The sequence below is a fragment of the Lactobacillus kullabergensis genome (genome assembly GCF_000967195.1).
Taxonomy (GTDB): Bacteria; Bacillota; Bacilli; order Lactobacillales; family Lactobacillaceae; genus Lactobacillus; species Lactobacillus kullabergensis.
Genome location: NZ_KQ033871.1, coordinates 1534665 through 1549014, shown reverse-complemented (window position 1 = coordinate 1549014; position 14350 = coordinate 1534665). Strand labels below are relative to the sequence as shown.

Here is a 14350-nt window from a genome sequence, read left to right as displayed (position 1 = left end):
GATGGGGATAGAGTTGATTGTAAAAACAATATTAATTTTTTTGTTAACCTTTTTGGGATATAGCGAATGGTTTTTGGGTACTAGTTATGTTCAAAGACCGATTGTACTTGGTCCATTAGTAGGATTAGCAATGGGAGATCTCACTTCAGGAATAATTATGGGGGCAACCCTTGAATTGGCTATGATTGGTTCAATTTCAGTTGGCGCTTATAATCCCCCAGATCCTGTTGCCGGTACAGTATTAGGAGTTGCCCTGGCAATTCAAAGTCATGCAAGTGTAGGTGCCGCGCTAACTATGGGTATTCCAATTGCAACCGTGATGTTGGCGTTGAATACAGCATTGGGTCAACCAGTAATGCTGATTTTTATTCACAAATGTGATAGAGATGCGGCACAGGCAAATACGCGGAAATTTACAGTAGACATGTTAATTTCAGGATGGGCCCAAAGCTGGCCAGGTCTGGTTTTTATACCTTTAGCTTTTTATTTTGGTTCGGGCGCAGTTGAGAAGATGCTGAATTTCATACCTGATTTTGTACAATCAGGTATGAATATAGCGGCAGGAATACTACCTGCATTAGGTTTTGCAATGCTTCTGAAAATGATTGTAAACAAGAAAAATCTGTTGTTTTTCTTCTTTGGATTTTTCATTATTGCCTTTACAAAGTTTACTGTAACGGAAGTTGCAATATTTTCATTCATTATAGTTGCATTCATGTTATTTTACATCCCAGAGAATGAAGAGAATCTATCTAGTAAAGTAAGCAGTTCAGAAACGGATGGTGACGGATTTGATGAATTTTAAACCACAATATAATAGAATAGTTAAAAAGAATGATTTGCAAAAAATCTTTTGGAGAAGTATACCATTAAACCATTCTTGGAATTATGAGAGAATGGCAAATGTAGGCTTTGCATGGGCACTAATGCCTCTATTGAAAAAATTATACCCGAAGAAAAAGGATTTTTCTCAAGCTTTAACACGCCATCTGGAACTATATAATGTAACGCAATATATATCAACTTTTCCTATGGGAATTGCAGCAGCAATGGAAGAAGAAAACTCACTGAATTCAGACTTTGATGAAAGCTCAATTTCAAACGTCAAAACCGCATTAATGGGTCCTCTTAGTGGAATTGGTGACAGCTTTTTCTGGGGAACAGTTCGTGTTATAGCTACTGGAATAAGTTTACCTTTGGCTTTACAAGGAAATGTTTTAGGACCAATTCTCTTCTTTCTAATTTTTAATTCAGTACATTACTTGTTTAGATACTATGGAACTTTTTTAGGATATGGTTTAGGAACTAACGTAATTTCTGAAGTTGAGCAATCTGGTCTAATGGGAAAACTTACGAAATATGCTTCAATAGTAGGTATGATAGTTGTTGGCGCTATGACCATGGATATGGTAAAAGTTAAGTTTGTTTCTAAAATAGGTAGCACTAAAGCTGGTGGATCAACTGTTCAGTCACTACTTGATGGCATTTTTCCTGGTATTTCAGTGTTGATTGTTTTTGGCTTAACTTATTGGCTACTAAAAAAGAAATTAAATCCCCTATGGATCATGTTAATTATGCTGTTAGTCAGCATTGCAGGAGCTTATTTTAAAGTTCTAGGCTGATTAACAAAAGATATCATTTTAAAAATTGAGTCATAGAATTGTAAAAAATTAGTTATGTACTGTGCCCTAAGAGTTGTCCAACTTTTGGGGGCACATCAGAATTGGAAACCTTTTTTAATCAATATAAACCCCGAATTGAACAATTCGGGGTTTTCATGTCTAATAATTTATTTTATTTTTTTGGCTTTCTCAAGTACCTTAAGGTACCATTTTTAACATAGCGCTGAAATTTTTGATATAACGGATCAAAAATTTGGGGCTCATCACTATTTGACATCATAATTTTAGGGAAGAAAAAGCGTTCATCACCTTGCAGTGTCCCATTCAATGAACGTACAAGAGGGCTTAAATGTGATAATTCGATTAATTGTCCATCGTCTTGCATGATTTCAATTTGACTGTTAGCATTTTTACCAGTTGGCTTATAAGCATCATAAGGTTCATCGAAAGCTGAATTGGTATCAGTGTAATAATTTGGATCAAACCCAGCTTGTTTGATTAAATCTTTTAATTTTGGCAACAGATTTTTAGTTTCTTGATTGATACACACACTGGCTAAAGGCTTTCTGAAGAGATAACGCATTGCTAAATCGGAGAGAATCGGATCATTAGCTTTTGTCCACATTGAAAAATTGGTTTCCATTACGCCATCATCTAGCTTCAAGTAATCATCAAGTGTCCAGTCATTAGCCAGAAATTTTGCTAAACTAGGAGTTACCGGCAAATTACCTTGCTTGTAAATGATTTTCGCTCTTTCAAGTAAATGCTGCAAAATAACTTCCATTGAGCGCCCGACTCTGTGGAAATAAACCTGTTGATACATTTGATAACGAGAAACAATGTAATCTTCAACGGCATGCATTCCTGCCATAGTAAAACAAATTCCCTCACTGTATGGACGAATTTCTTGCAAAATCCTGGATAAATCGAATTTCCCATAAGTAACCCCGGTGAAATAGGCATCGCGCTGCAGGTAGTCCATTCTGTCAGCGTCTGCTTGACTAGAGATCATTTTGACTACTTGTGGATTGGGATAAGTTTTGGCAATAACACTTGCTACAAGACTCGGAAAATTCGGTGAAACTGTTTGCAAGACTTGGTTAACTTCGGTACTGGCGTCAGTGATAATCTTTTGCCCAATTTTTTCATGATTAGTGCCAAAAAGGTGTTCAAAGGTATGTGAATACGGACCATGTCCAATATCATGTAAGAGACCAGCACATTCTACTAAAAGCCTGTTGCTATCATCCCAAAGTCCATCGCCTGAACGTTGCGATGGGTATTTTTTTGCAAAAATATTACAAATTCTGCGGGTCAATTCATAAACTCCTAGATTATGCTCGAATCTAGTATGCGTTGCACCTGGAAAAACATAGGCAATAGGACCAAGTTGCTTAATCCTGCGCATTCTTTGAAATTCCTTGGTTTTCAGGATATCAAGTATAACTTTGTCTTCAATGTGGATGTATTCGTGAACTGGATCTCTTAAAACTACTTCTTTTTTAAGTTTAGTGTTATGAAAATTTGGCATGTCGAATCCCCTAAAGCTGTTATTAATAACTTAAATTATAACAAACTTAGACTCTTTAGTTTAACATCATTTGTTCTTTTAGCTTATTTTATTAAAATTAAATAATAAGTTTTGCCAGCTTTATCAAATGTGCTCATAATTATGAAGTCATATATAGCATAAAAAGATAGGAGATTAAATGAACTATATAGGTAAAAAATTAAAAAGTTTACGTCAAGAATTAGGATTGACCCAAACAGAAATGGCAGCTGGTGTTATTTCTGTTTCATTTTACTCGAAGGTCGAAAGAGGGCTAAATGATATTGGAGTAAATGACTTTTTAGACATTTTGCAAAAGCATAATGTGAGTCCACAAAATTTTTTTGGAGATTATAAACTTGAAAAAGATAATAAGAGAAAAGTAACTATGTTAATGCATAAATTTGTCAGGGCTGCTTATAATAATGACGAAAATGAAATAAATAACATTATTGTGGAATTAAAACAAGTAAAACCCAGAACAGCTTTTATAAAATTTTCTATAGTGCAAGCAAAATTAATTAAAAATACAAATAATATTAATAAAATTAAAAGCCTAAACAAAAATCAAAAAAATGAACTGAAGAGGGCCATTTTTCAAAAGGATACTGAAGAAAATGAATATCATAGAATCATATTGATTGCTAATATTATTCAGATATATAGTTTAGAAGAAGCAACTTTTCTTATGAATAGCATTCTTAGAAGATACCAAAAAATTGATAATCTTGATAAAAAATTAATGTTAGCTTTAAGTGTGTTAATTGTAAATTATGTAGATTGGTGTTACAGACGAAATAAAATTGAATTATGTTATAAACCGCTAAGATATTTAGAAAGACTGCCAAACGATATTGAACTAGCATTTACTAAAATTATGGGGCTTTATTTTGGAGAATTAATTAATGGACATAAGAAAAAAGGAGAACAAATTAAAGAGATTTTATATGAATCTGGATATAAATCAATAGTAAAAAGAATGAATAAATAATTTCAAATATGAAAACTTAAGTATTTGTAGATTCAAAAGTTATAAAATAACTATATAAATAGAAAGCTAATGAAGGGAGGGAGAAAATTATGGATCTAGTAAGAGGATTAATCATTATTGTTGCAGATGAATAAAATCAAAATAATTTAAAAAATAGGTAAATTTTTATATTTACCTATTTTTTTATGTAAAAACTCTAATAAGATTTAGTTATCGTATTCAAATGTCTTGAATTTTAAAGTATTATAACTGAGTTTTCTAAATCCAAGCTCTATTTGTAGAGAGCCTACCTGTCGATAAAATGATGTCAATGAGTTTATAATCTTATGATTGTCGTGTCACTGCAGACTGATTTCTTACAAATAGTTACATATTATCTAAGTATAATGAAAAAAACAAAAAGTAATAAAATCATACTAAACTTCTTTAATCAAAATTTGCTAGTCCAACTATGGCTGATATTTTGAAAAATTAGTTACAAAACAAAAAGAACTAATATTGTGTACTTAAATTGTAAAACGTATTACTGTGTTCTGCACTATTTCAAAAAGATTGAGTAAATCAAACTAAAAATAAGTGGTTTTAATATAAAGAGGGTTTCAAGGGTATCAAACTTTTGGGACCTTTTAAATCTTAAAATTTTTTTACAAAAATAAGTCAATATTAAATTTTAATGGTAAAATTTTACCCAAGTAGTTTTAACGGTCAAATTTATTTTGAATCTGAACATAAAAGGTTGAGTTTGAGGTCAAGTTTTATGAAAAGTTTGTTCAAATATGTTAAACAAGAACCGACTAAAGTTACTTTGGTGGTAATCCTCCAATTAATTTGTTCAGCTTTTAGGGTTCTTAATTCACTAATTAATGTTTTTATTTTAAATAGTTTAATTAAACTTGATTTTCAGGCTTTTTTAAATACATTTTATTAAATATTTTATTATTCTTGGTGATGACTGTATTTTTAATTAGTGAACAAGTATTGAGCGTTAAAACAGTACAGTTTCTTAGCTTAAGATTACGTCAGGATATTATTGAACACATAGAAAATTACTCTGTTTCACGGTTTGAAAAGAATGATACTGGAATTTATACATCATGGCTAACGAATGATATGAATTTAGTTAAAGAAAATGGGTTTACCAATTTATTTTCAATGGTACAAATTTTTGGTGATTCTGTTTTTTCTCTAATTGCATTGATAAAATTTAACTGGACTTTTCTGCCTCTGGTAGCAATTTTGACTCTTTTTACTTTGGGATTACCTCAGCTTGTGCGAAAGAAAGTGGACAGCAGCAACTTCACTACCAGTAAGGAAAATGAAAAGGTGGTTAATGTAATTAATGACTGTCTGCAAGGCTTTGCCACTTATAATATTTTTACTGCAGAACAGCAAATAGAAAAGCGGATTACTATTGCCGTTAATAAATTAATTGGGGCAAAAGTTCGACAAGCAAAATATAGGTCTTTTAATGGCAGTATAGCTGGCGCCAGTAATGTTATCAGTCAAGTAATTATTCAAGCTTGGACAGGTTTATTAATTTTAGAAAAACAAGTAATTATTGGGGTAATTAATTCGTCCACTTCACTTGCTTTTAATGTTTTTAATTCACTTGCTGTTATTGCACCAATTTTGACTGAGTTGCAAGCGCTCAACCCGATTTTTAGCAAATACCAATTAGATGAACCAGTTAAAGCTCATGCTCAAGCTGGCAGTAAAATTGCTGATATCAATATTACAGCTAAAAATTTACAAATTGCATATCTTCCAGATAAACCAGTATTTAAAAAACCACTCAATTTTACTATTCTTTATGGTCAAAAAGTTGCGGTTGAGGGTGAATCAGGTAGTGGTAAGAGTACGTTGTTAAAAATTTTAGCTGGCAGGTTGACAGATTACACAGGTGATCTCCAATTAGATAAAACTGAGATTAAAAATATTAATAATAGTACGTTACGGTCTAACGTTGTTTACATTGATCAAACTGCATATCTTTTTAATGATACTGTGCGCTATAATCTGCAGCTAGGCCAGCATTTTACTGATGAAGAAATAGAATCTGCATTGGAAAAGGCTGATTTATGGAATTTTGTAAATAATTTGCCACGGAAATTAGATACACAAGTTGGCGAGGGAGGCGCTAGTTTATCTGGCGGACAAAAGCAACGTTTGGCTTTAGCTCGTGGATTACTTAGAAAGCGCAAGTTATTTTTGCTTGATGAATCTACAAGCAGCTTGGACAAAGCAGGAGCCATTAAAGTTGAAAATGACTTTTTAAATCAACCCAAAATTACTGTTGTGTTTGTCAGTCACCAGTTACATGAAGAAAATAAAGATAAATTTGACCAAATCATAACAGTCTAATATTTTAAATAGTCGTCTTTATAATTAGATGGCCAACTTTAAAACGACTCAGCACCATTCAAAGAATAAAAGAAGCTTTCAAAGATTCTTTAAATAAGGCAGAGAGAAAGTAATAGCTTTTCAAACGCACCTGTAAAATGCATTATTTGCAGGTGTGTTTGTTATATTAAAAGCTATAACTGTTTAAGACAATATACATTTTTAAAAGACGAAGAGGTTTCGTCTTTTTTGTTTGCTAAAAATTTCTCACTTTTGTTACCTCGCCAGCATTAAAATTTTTCAAACCCTCTTCAGTTTCTAAAACTAAATTTGCTTGTTGCGTTAAGTCTGTCACCTTTCCTTGTATTATTTGTTTGCCCACTCGCAATACTACCTCATGATTCATTAGTGCCAGCTTCTTTTTGTATTTAGGCAAAAAATTGCTTTGATCAAAATGAGGAATAAATTCTAATAAATTTTCTGTAATTTGTGCGATAAATTGACAAATTTGCTTTTCACTAGGGATTTTTGTTAGTAAGTTGCCAGCTGTTTTTAATTCATTATGCAAATGATCCTGGTAAAGATTGCAGCCAATCCCAATAATGGCAACTTGGGGCTGTGGTACTTCAACCAAAATACCAGCTATTTTTTTACCTTTAAAAAGCAGATCATTCACCCATTTGAATTGAGTATCTAGATGAAATACCTCTTTAATAGCCAAATACAGTTGCCATGCAATACCTGTAGTTAATAAACCTTGATTCTGCCAGTTCAATTGCGGCACTTCGATAACTAGTGATAGATAAATGCCCCCTTTTTGTGAAATAAAGTGACGACTTTGTTTACCATAGCCGGAAGTTTGCTCATCACTTCCGTATAGCACGGGACCTGAATATCCCTTAGCAGCTAGTTTTTGTTTTGCATACAAGTTTGTGGAATCGATGCTTTCCCACCAATTAATTTCTAGTTGAAATTTGTTCAACAATATTTTGAGATATTCTTGTTTTTTTAAACTATTCATTAATAATCTATCCTTATACCTAATTAAATTTGTAAAAATACTTTGATATTCAAACTATTTATTTTTAGAGTTTTTTAAAAAATACTTGCCTTGATAACGCAAATAAACTAATATTGCAAAAAGGAGTTTGACATTTAATAAATAATACCATATCATACTCTAATAATTTATTTTGAATATAAAAGTATTTAAAGGAGATGCTGTTAGTTAATATAAAGCGAAATTATTTGAATTAAAAATTTAAATTATAGCTTTATATATATTTATAAATTAGTATCAAGAGTTTATTTGTACAGATTATATAGTTGAGTAAGAGGTGATGCTATTGGAGACAAGTTTAAAACGCATCAATAATCTTTTGTCCACAGTTTATTCAGATATTATGAAAGTTGAAGAACGCGAATTACGTAAAAGCGAATTTAAAGACATTTCACTCAGAGAATTGCACGCAATCGACGCGATTACCATGTATGAACACAAGACCAGTTCCCAAGTAGCAAGTGAATTGATGGTAACAGCAGGTTCGCTGTCAACTATGGTAAATAACTTGGTACGTAAGGGATATGTAATACGAATAAATGGTGAAGATGATCGCAGGATAATCCGACTGGGTTTAACCAGTCGGGGTCGCTTAATTTATAGGGCGCACGATTCATTTCACCGCCATATGGTGAAAAAGTTTATTGCAGGCTTTGATAATGAACAGGTGGCAATTATCGAACGTGCGCTATTGAACCTGCGTGCTTTTCTTGAATTTCCGCCACGAATTGATAATAAAAGGAGCGTTAATTGATGGGCTTAAGAATTAGTCAGACTGCTCATTATGTTCCTCCTAAGGTAATTACCAATGATGATTTAGCAGAGATAATGACTACCTCAGATGAATGGATCTCTTCAAGGACAGGAATTAAAGAAAGACATGTAGTTCAAGGTGAACAGACTTCGGATTTGGCTTTAACTGTTGCTCAACAGCTTTTACAAAAAGCTGATCTCAAGCCTGAACAACTAGATTTTATTATTGTGGCAACTATGTCGCCTGATTATCTGACACCTTCAATTGCAGCAATTGTGCAGGGGAAACTGCACGCTGGCAAAGCATTGGCATTTGATATTAATGCAGCTTGTTCTGGTTTTATTTATGCTTTGGCAATTGCAGATAAATTGCTAGCTGGACCCTATCAACGAGGATTAGTTATCGGAGCAGAAGTTTTGTCAAAGTTGATAGATTGGCAAGAGCGTTCAACTGCTGTTCTCTTTGGGGATGGCAGTGGTGGCGTGTTAGTTGAAAAAAGTTCTAAAGCAGAAGGAATAGTTGCTGAAGATTTGGCAGCTTTTGGAGAATTGGGAGCAAAATTAACCGCAGGGTACCAACCTTTATGTTCACCGTATAGTTCGGATAAGATTGCAAAACACAAGAAATACTTTGAGATGGATGGTAGAGCTGTTTATGACTTTGCTACTCATGAAGTACCCAATTCCATTAGGCGAGTTTTAACAAAAGCAAACTGGAAAAAGGATGATGTGCAGTGGTTTTTGCTCCATCAGGCAAATGGACGCATTATATCTGCGATAGCAAAGCATCTAAATATTGCTGAAGAAAAATTTTTGGAAAATATTGCCAAATATGGCAATACTTCTGCTGCCAGTGTGCCAATACTATTGGATGAAGCAGTTAATTCTGGCATCATTAAACGCAATCAAAAACTAATATTAAGTGGCTTTGGTGGTGGTCTGACGGCTGCCAGCATTGCTTTAAGCTTTTAAAGATAATTTATTAAGAAAGAGAAATCAAATGACTGAAGAAGAAATTTTTAACAAAGTAAAAGAAATTATTGTTGCACAAACCGGAGAAGACGAAAGTGCTGTCACAGCTCAATCCAATATAAAAGACGATTTAAATGCTGACAGTCTGGATGTATTTGAAGTGATTAATGAATTAGAAGATGAATTTGACATTAAAATTGAAAGTGAAGAGGGCATTGAAACAGTTCAGGATTTAGTCGATTTTGTTAAAAAACAACTGGCAGCGAAAGAAGGTTAACAAATGGAATTAAGTCCATTTATGAAAGAACTGGGTCTTAAATACCCAATTTTTCAAGGAGGCATGGCCTGGGTTGCGGATGGCAAACTGGCAGCTGCTGTTTCAAATGCTGGTGGCTTAGGAATTATTGGTTCGGGCAATGCACCTGGAAATGTTGTGGCTGACGAGATTGAATCAGCAAAAGCACTAACCAAAAAGCCTTTTGGTGTAAATGTGATGTTGCTTTCACCTTATGCTGATGAAGTTGTCAATGTTATTTTGGCCAATAAAGACAGTGTTGCAGTTGTGACTACTGGAGCTGGCAATCCGGCAAAATACATAGAAAAGTTAAAAGATGCTGGTATTAAAGTAATCCCAGTTGTTGGTTCCGTTGCCTTGGCTAGAATGATGGAACGTGTAGGTGTTGACGCTGTTGTGGCCGAAGGGATGGAATCAGGTGGTCATATCGGAAAATTAACAACAATGGCCCTGGTACCACAAGTTGTAGATGCAGTTAAAATTCCCGTAATTGCAGCTGGAGGAATAGGCGACGGTCGCGGTATGGCTGCTGCATTCATGTTGGGTGCTGAGGGCGTGCAAATGGGCACTCGCTTTTTAGTAGCAACTGAATCAAAGATACATCCTAATTATAAAAAAGCTGTTTTACGTGCCAAAGATGCCAGTACCCTAGTTACTGGTGAATATGCAGGCCATCCTTCACGGGTTTTAAAAAATAAGATGGCTAAAACGTATATTGGAATTGAAAAGGAAGAGGCGTTAAAGCCGCATCCTGATTATGACAAGTTAGAGGAACTGGGAACCGGTAGTTTGCGAAGGGCGGTAATTGAAGGCGATTCTGAAACAGGATCTTTCATGGCAGGTGAAATCGCCGGCATGGTAAAAAAGGAACAACCTGCTGCTGAAATTCTAGCTGAAGTTTATAGTCAAGCAGACAAACTGCTAAATGGGGAAAGATAAGCTAATGATCTGTTTACTATTTAGTGGTCAGGGGGCTCAAAAAACCGGTCTGACATATGATTTATACCAAACTGAACCGCACTACCGGAAAATCATTGCTAAAGCAAGTGATATATTGCAGTTAGATCTCGCGGAATTATTATTTGATGCAGAAAAGGCAAATGAGCTGGCACAAACGCGTTATTCTCAACCCGCTATTTTGACAATGAGTTACGGCTTGTACCAAATTCTTAGCGAAAATGCTGATTTTGAAAAATTAGGTATCGGACTTAGCCTGGGTGAGTATAGCGGTCTTGCTTGTGCTAACTACTTAGAATTTGAGTCAGCACTTCGCTTAATAAAAAAGCGCGGTGAACTTATGCAACAAGCAAGCAGTCAAAATCCAGGAGTTATGGTGGCAGTCATGAAGAGTTCTTTAGCAAATGTTGAATTAGCCATAAAGGATGCCCAAAAAAAAGGTCTGATTGGGATAGCAAATGTTAATACTCCTAATCAAATTGTTGTTGGTGGTGAAAAAAATGCAGTTCAAAATTTGCGTGAACAACTTGAAAAAGATGGTGCGCGTGTATTTCCACTAAAAGTAAGCGGTGCTTTTCACACACCATTAATGAAATCAATTCAAGGAGCTTTGAAAACTGAATTGCAAAAAGTTGATTGGCATAGTGGTACTTTTCCCATTTATAGCACTACGACCCAAAAAGAGTTTGCACCTGGCAACCTTGTTTCGACTTTGACGGAGCAGCTAGTTTCAACTACCTATTTTGCAAAAACTTTGGCTCAATACAGCCAAGATATAACTACGGTTGTTGAATTAGGCCCGGGTAAAACTTTGCTTTCTTTTGCGCGAAAGATTCTTAAAGGAGTTCCAACCTATCAAACAGATAGCGTGGCCAATATGCAAGAAACGATTTCTGCTTTAAAGGAGTTTAATTCATGAAGTTAAAAGATAGTGTGGTCTTGGTCACTGGTAGTTCACGCGGTATTGGCCTGGCAATTGCTCAAGCTTTTGCCAAACAGGGAGCAAAAATAGTTTTAAATGCCCGCAAACCAATTAGTTCTGAAGTCATCGACCAGTTTGAAAAAGATCATGTTGAAGTAATGGATATTAGCGCAGATGTTACCAAAGAAGAAGATGTGAAAGAAATGATTGCCAAAATTATCAATCATTTTGAACATCTAGATGTTGTGGTCAATAATGCCGGTATTGTCAAAGACGGACTGCTCAATCGCATGTCTAAAGCAGACTTTCTAAGTGTAGTTAACACCAATTTGATTGGCACCTTTAATGTTACTAAACAGTCACTGAGACCGATGTATAAGCAAAGAAAAGGCTGTTTTATTAACTTATCGAGTGTAGTTGGCTTAACAGGTAACATTGGTCAGGCTAATTATGCCGCTAGTAAAGCAGGAATTATTGGTTTAACTAAATCTGTTGCTAAAGAAGCAGCATTACGCAATTTGCGCTGTAACGCCATTGCTCCAGGAATGATTGACACACAAATGACTAGAAGCCTTAGTGAAAAAATCCAGCAACAATTAGTTAAGGAAATTCCGCTGAAACGTTTGGGACAAATTGAAGAAATAGCACAAACCGCAGTTTTTTTAGCCCAAAATGACTATATTACTGGTCAGACAATAACGGTAGACGGCGGATTGACAATGCAGTAAGGAGTAAGTAATGACAAGAGTAGTAGTTACAGGTTTGGGTGCCTTAACACCTATTGGTAATGACGTTGCCAGCTTTGAAGCTGGACTCAATAGTCAAAAAGTTGGTTTTGAGCCAATTACTTATTTTGATGCTGATTCAAGTGGGGTCACTCTGGCTGGGCAACTGGACAATTTTGACCCATTGCTTTTTTTAACTAAAAAAGATACTAAACGCATGGATGCATTCACACTCTACGCGATGTATGCAACTGCACAAGCCATGGAACAAGCAGGAATTGATGAAAAAAATACCAATAGTGAACGTTTTGGCGTAATTTGGGGCACAGGAATTGGCGGACTAACTACCATCCAGAAGCAAGTCATTAAATGGCACGAAAAAGGTCTGGATCGAGTGTCGCCAATGTTTATTCCGACTTCAATTGCTAACATGGCAGCAGGCAATATTTCTATTCGCTATCATGCTCAAGGAATCAGTACCACAATTGTGACTGCCTGTGCTTCGAGTACAAATGCAATCGGTGAAGCTTTTAGACAGATAAAAGATGGCTATGCTGATGTCATGATTGCTGGTGGCTCAGAAGCTGCAATCAATGAAAGTGGAATAGCCGGTTTTGCTGCAATTTCAACATTGTCCACGACAACGGATCCTGAAAAAGCAAGTATTCCCTTTGATCAAAATCGTAACGGTTTTGTGATGGGAGAAGGTTCAGGTTCTCTTGTTTTAGAATCGCTAGAACATGCTCAAAGTCGTGGCGCACATATTTTAGGTGAAATTGTCGGTTATGGGACTAGTTCCGATGCACACCATATTACATCTCCTGATCCAAGTGGTAGTCAGGCTGCAAGAGCTATGGAACTGGCTCTTAATGAAGCTCAGGTCAGCCCTGAGCAAGTGGGCTATATCAATGCTCATGGGACAAGTACCAAAGCAAATGATTGGGCTGAGTCTAAAGCAATTAATCAGGTTTTTGGTCAAAAGAGCAAGGTGCTAGTTTCAAGTACTAAAAGCATGACGGGTCATTTACTAGGAGCAGCAGGAGCTATTGAAGCTATTGCCACAATTTTGGCACTTAATTCAGGATTATTACCGATAAATGTAGGAGTAACCCAGCAAGACCCCGAGTGCAAAGTTAATTTGGTCAATAAACAAAATTGTCAACAAAAAATAGATTATGCCATCAGCAATTCATTTGGTTTTGGTGGACATAATGCGGTGATTGCATTAAAAAGGTGGGATGATTAAATGACTTTTGAAGAAATTGAAAAATTGATCGCAGAAATTAATCAAAGTGATATCACCAAACTGGATTTAGACTTTAAAGGTGGCCATATTAAGATTGATAAAAGTCAAGCTACACCAGTAGAAATTAGTGAAGAAAGGTCAAATGGTCAACCAGCTGCTAAAGAGAGGCATGCAACTGCACATCAACCACTTGGCAAGATAGCTGCACCCAAGGAGAAAACTTTAAAAATTAAGGCACCACTTGTTGGCATAGTTTATTTACAAGCAAGTCCAGAAAAACCTCAATATAAAAAGCCGGGTGATCATGTCAATAAAGGTGATGTGGTTTGCGTTATTGAAGCAATGAAAATGATGACTGAAATTAAAAGCGATTTTACAGGGACTATTGCTAAAATTTTAGTTACAAATGAACAAGTGGTTGAATATGATCAACCACTGATAACGGTTATTCCAGAATGAAGGAAGCAAATATGAGTGAACCAAAAAAGTTACACACTTTAGATAGTTTGCAGATTCAGGCTATTTTGCCTCACCGGTTCCCAATGCTGTTAATTGATCGGGTCTTAGATTATGAGCCTGGAAAATATGCTGTTGCTCAAAAAAATACCACAATTAACGAAAGCTATTTTCAGGGACATTTTCCGGGTAATCCGGTAATGCCGGGTGTTTTGATAACTGAGGCTTTGGCGCAGACTGGTGCAGTTGCATTGCTGACACTACCGGAATTTAAAGGAAAAACTGTTTATTTTGGTGGTATCAAGAATGCTCGCTTTAGAACAATGGTTAAGCCGGGAGATACTCTGAATTTAGAAGTTAAGTTGGATAAGCTGCATGGAAATGCCGGGATTGGTGAGGCCAAAGCAACTGTTAAAGATAAAGTTGCCTGTACTGCTCAGTTAATATTTGCAATTCAGTAAA

Annotated in this window: 15 protein-coding genes; 13 read left to right on the top strand and 2 right to left on the bottom strand. The window is 35.4% G+C overall.

All coding sequences use genetic code 11. From position 1 onward, the window contains the following. Nucleotide 1: 1 nt before the first annotated feature. Together JF76_RS07885 and JF76_RS07880 are read left to right on the top strand one after the other, a co-directional pair. Complete coding sequence (locus JF76_RS07885) at nt 2–805, top strand: PTS mannose/fructose/sorbose/N-acetylgalactosamine transporter subunit IIC (RefSeq protein ID WP_045928535.1); 804 nt, start codon at nt 2–4, stop codon at nt 803–805. After that, complete coding sequence (locus JF76_RS07880; protein ID WP_045928534.1) at nt 795–1622, top strand: PTS system mannose/fructose/sorbose family transporter subunit IID; 828 nt, start codon at nt 795–797, stop codon at nt 1620–1622. The genes JF76_RS07885 and JF76_RS07880 overlap by 11 nt, the downstream gene beginning before the upstream one ends. 172 nt (nt 1623–1794) lie before the next feature. Here the strand turns inward: JF76_RS07880 and JF76_RS07875 are convergent, their stop codons facing one another. Then, nucleotides 1795–3153 (bottom strand): HD domain-containing protein, encoded by a 1359-nt coding sequence (locus JF76_RS07875; RefSeq protein WP_045928533.1) that lies wholly within the window; start codon nt 3151–3153, stop codon nt 1795–1797. A 178-nt stretch (nt 3154–3331) separates the two neighbouring features. Between JF76_RS07875 and JF76_RS07870 the strand changes: the two genes are divergently transcribed. After that, complete coding sequence (locus JF76_RS07870) at nt 3332–4162, top strand: helix-turn-helix domain-containing protein (protein ID WP_045928532.1); 831 nt, start codon at nt 3332–3334, stop codon at nt 4160–4162. Between the two features lie 948 nt (nt 4163–5110). Further along, nucleotides 5111–6523: an ATP-binding cassette domain-containing protein gene (locus JF76_RS07865; RefSeq protein ID WP_244267933.1), complete on the top strand. Its 1413-nt coding sequence runs from the start codon at nt 5111–5113 to the stop codon at nt 6521–6523. 235 nt (nt 6524–6758) lie between these two features. Here the strand turns inward: JF76_RS07865 and JF76_RS10000 are convergent, their stop codons facing one another. Further along, nucleotides 6759–7523, bottom strand: a complete 765-nt coding sequence (locus JF76_RS10000) for a biotin--[acetyl-CoA-carboxylase] ligase (protein WP_052697103.1) — start codon at nt 7521–7523, stop codon at nt 6759–6761. A 319-nt stretch (nt 7524–7842) separates the two neighbouring features. Between JF76_RS10000 and JF76_RS07855 the strand changes: the two genes are divergently transcribed. The 9 genes from JF76_RS07855 to fabZ are packed head-to-tail and all read left to right on the top strand — an operon-like array spanning nt 7843 to nt 14349. Next, nucleotides 7843–8316, top strand: a complete 474-nt coding sequence (locus tag JF76_RS07855; RefSeq protein ID WP_084600351.1) for a MarR family winged helix-turn-helix transcriptional regulator — start codon at nt 7843–7845, stop codon at nt 8314–8316. Beyond that, entirely contained in the window at nt 8316–9287 is a 972-nt protein-coding gene (locus JF76_RS07850; RefSeq protein WP_045928530.1) for a beta-ketoacyl-ACP synthase III, read from the top strand. The genes JF76_RS07855 and JF76_RS07850 overlap by 1 nt, the downstream gene beginning before the upstream one ends. A gap of 28 nt (nt 9288–9315) precedes the next feature. Next, complete coding sequence (locus tag JF76_RS07845; protein ID WP_038523954.1) at nt 9316–9564, top strand: acyl carrier protein; 249 nt, start codon at nt 9316–9318, stop codon at nt 9562–9564. A gap of 3 nt (nt 9565–9567) precedes the next feature. Then, nucleotides 9568–10521 carry an enoyl-[acyl-carrier-protein] reductase FabK gene (gene fabK, locus JF76_RS07840; RefSeq protein WP_045928529.1) on the top strand — a complete coding sequence of 318 codons (954 nt, stop codon included), beginning with the start codon at nt 9568–9570 and terminating at the stop codon, nt 10519–10521. Continuing rightward, nucleotides 10508–11458, top strand: coding sequence for an ACP S-malonyltransferase (locus JF76_RS07835; RefSeq protein WP_084600350.1), 951 nt, complete (start codon nt 10508–10510; stop codon nt 11456–11458). The genes fabK and JF76_RS07835 overlap by 14 nt, the downstream gene beginning before the upstream one ends. After that, complete coding sequence (gene fabG, locus JF76_RS07830; RefSeq protein ID WP_045928527.1) at nt 11455–12189, top strand: 3-oxoacyl-[acyl-carrier-protein] reductase; 735 nt, start codon at nt 11455–11457, stop codon at nt 12187–12189. The genes JF76_RS07835 and fabG overlap by 4 nt, the downstream gene beginning before the upstream one ends. A gap of 10 nt (nt 12190–12199) precedes the next feature. Continuing rightward, the gene (fabF, locus tag JF76_RS07825; RefSeq protein WP_045928526.1) at nt 12200–13432 is read left to right on the top strand and encodes a beta-ketoacyl-ACP synthase II; all 1233 of its coding nucleotides are present in this window, start codon (nt 12200–12202) and stop codon (nt 13430–13432) included. Beyond that, nucleotides 13433–13891, top strand: coding sequence for an acetyl-CoA carboxylase biotin carboxyl carrier protein (gene accB / locus JF76_RS07820; RefSeq protein WP_045928525.1), 459 nt, complete (start codon nt 13433–13435; stop codon nt 13889–13891). Nucleotides 13892–13902: 11 nt separating this feature from the next. Next, complete coding sequence (gene fabZ / locus JF76_RS07815) at nt 13903–14349, top strand: 3-hydroxyacyl-ACP dehydratase FabZ (RefSeq protein ID WP_045928524.1); 447 nt, start codon at nt 13903–13905, stop codon at nt 14347–14349. Nucleotide 14350: the final 1 nt, after the last annotated feature.

Excerpts from the sequence above, each read along its gene's own strand:
- JF76_RS07885 (WP_045928535.1), top strand. The coding sequence starts at position 2 with ATGGGGATAGAGTTGATTGTAAAAACAATATTAATTTTTTTGTTAACC.
- JF76_RS07880 (WP_045928534.1), top strand. The coding sequence starts at position 795 with ATGAATTTTAAACCACAATATAATAGAATAGTTAAAAAGAATGATTTG.
- JF76_RS07875 (WP_045928533.1), bottom strand. The coding sequence starts at position 3,153 with ATGCCAAATTTTCATAACACTAAACTTAAAAAAGAAGTAGTTTTAAGA.
- JF76_RS07870 (WP_045928532.1), top strand. The coding sequence starts at position 3,332 with ATGAACTATATAGGTAAAAAATTAAAAAGTTTACGTCAAGAATTAGGA.
- JF76_RS07865 (WP_244267933.1), top strand. The coding sequence starts at position 5,111 with ATGACTGTATTTTTAATTAGTGAACAAGTATTGAGCGTTAAAACAGTA.
- JF76_RS10000 (WP_052697103.1), bottom strand. The coding sequence starts at position 7,523 with ATGAATAGTTTAAAAAAACAAGAATATCTCAAAATATTGTTGAACAAA.
- JF76_RS07855 (WP_084600351.1), top strand. The coding sequence starts at position 7,843 with ATGCTATTGGAGACAAGTTTAAAACGCATCAATAATCTTTTGTCCACA.
- JF76_RS07850 (WP_045928530.1), top strand. The coding sequence starts at position 8,316 with ATGGGCTTAAGAATTAGTCAGACTGCTCATTATGTTCCTCCTAAGGTA.
- JF76_RS07845 (WP_038523954.1), top strand. The coding sequence starts at position 9,316 with ATGACTGAAGAAGAAATTTTTAACAAAGTAAAAGAAATTATTGTTGCA.
- fabK (WP_045928529.1), top strand. The coding sequence starts at position 9,568 with ATGGAATTAAGTCCATTTATGAAAGAACTGGGTCTTAAATACCCAATT.
- JF76_RS07835 (WP_084600350.1), top strand. The coding sequence starts at position 10,508 with ATGGGGAAAGATAAGCTAATGATCTGTTTACTATTTAGTGGTCAGGGG.
- fabG (WP_045928527.1), top strand. The coding sequence starts at position 11,455 with ATGAAGTTAAAAGATAGTGTGGTCTTGGTCACTGGTAGTTCACGCGGT.
- fabF (WP_045928526.1), top strand. The coding sequence starts at position 12,200 with ATGACAAGAGTAGTAGTTACAGGTTTGGGTGCCTTAACACCTATTGGT.
- accB (WP_045928525.1), top strand. The coding sequence starts at position 13,433 with ATGACTTTTGAAGAAATTGAAAAATTGATCGCAGAAATTAATCAAAGT.
- fabZ (WP_045928524.1), top strand. The coding sequence starts at position 13,903 with ATGAGTGAACCAAAAAAGTTACACACTTTAGATAGTTTGCAGATTCAG.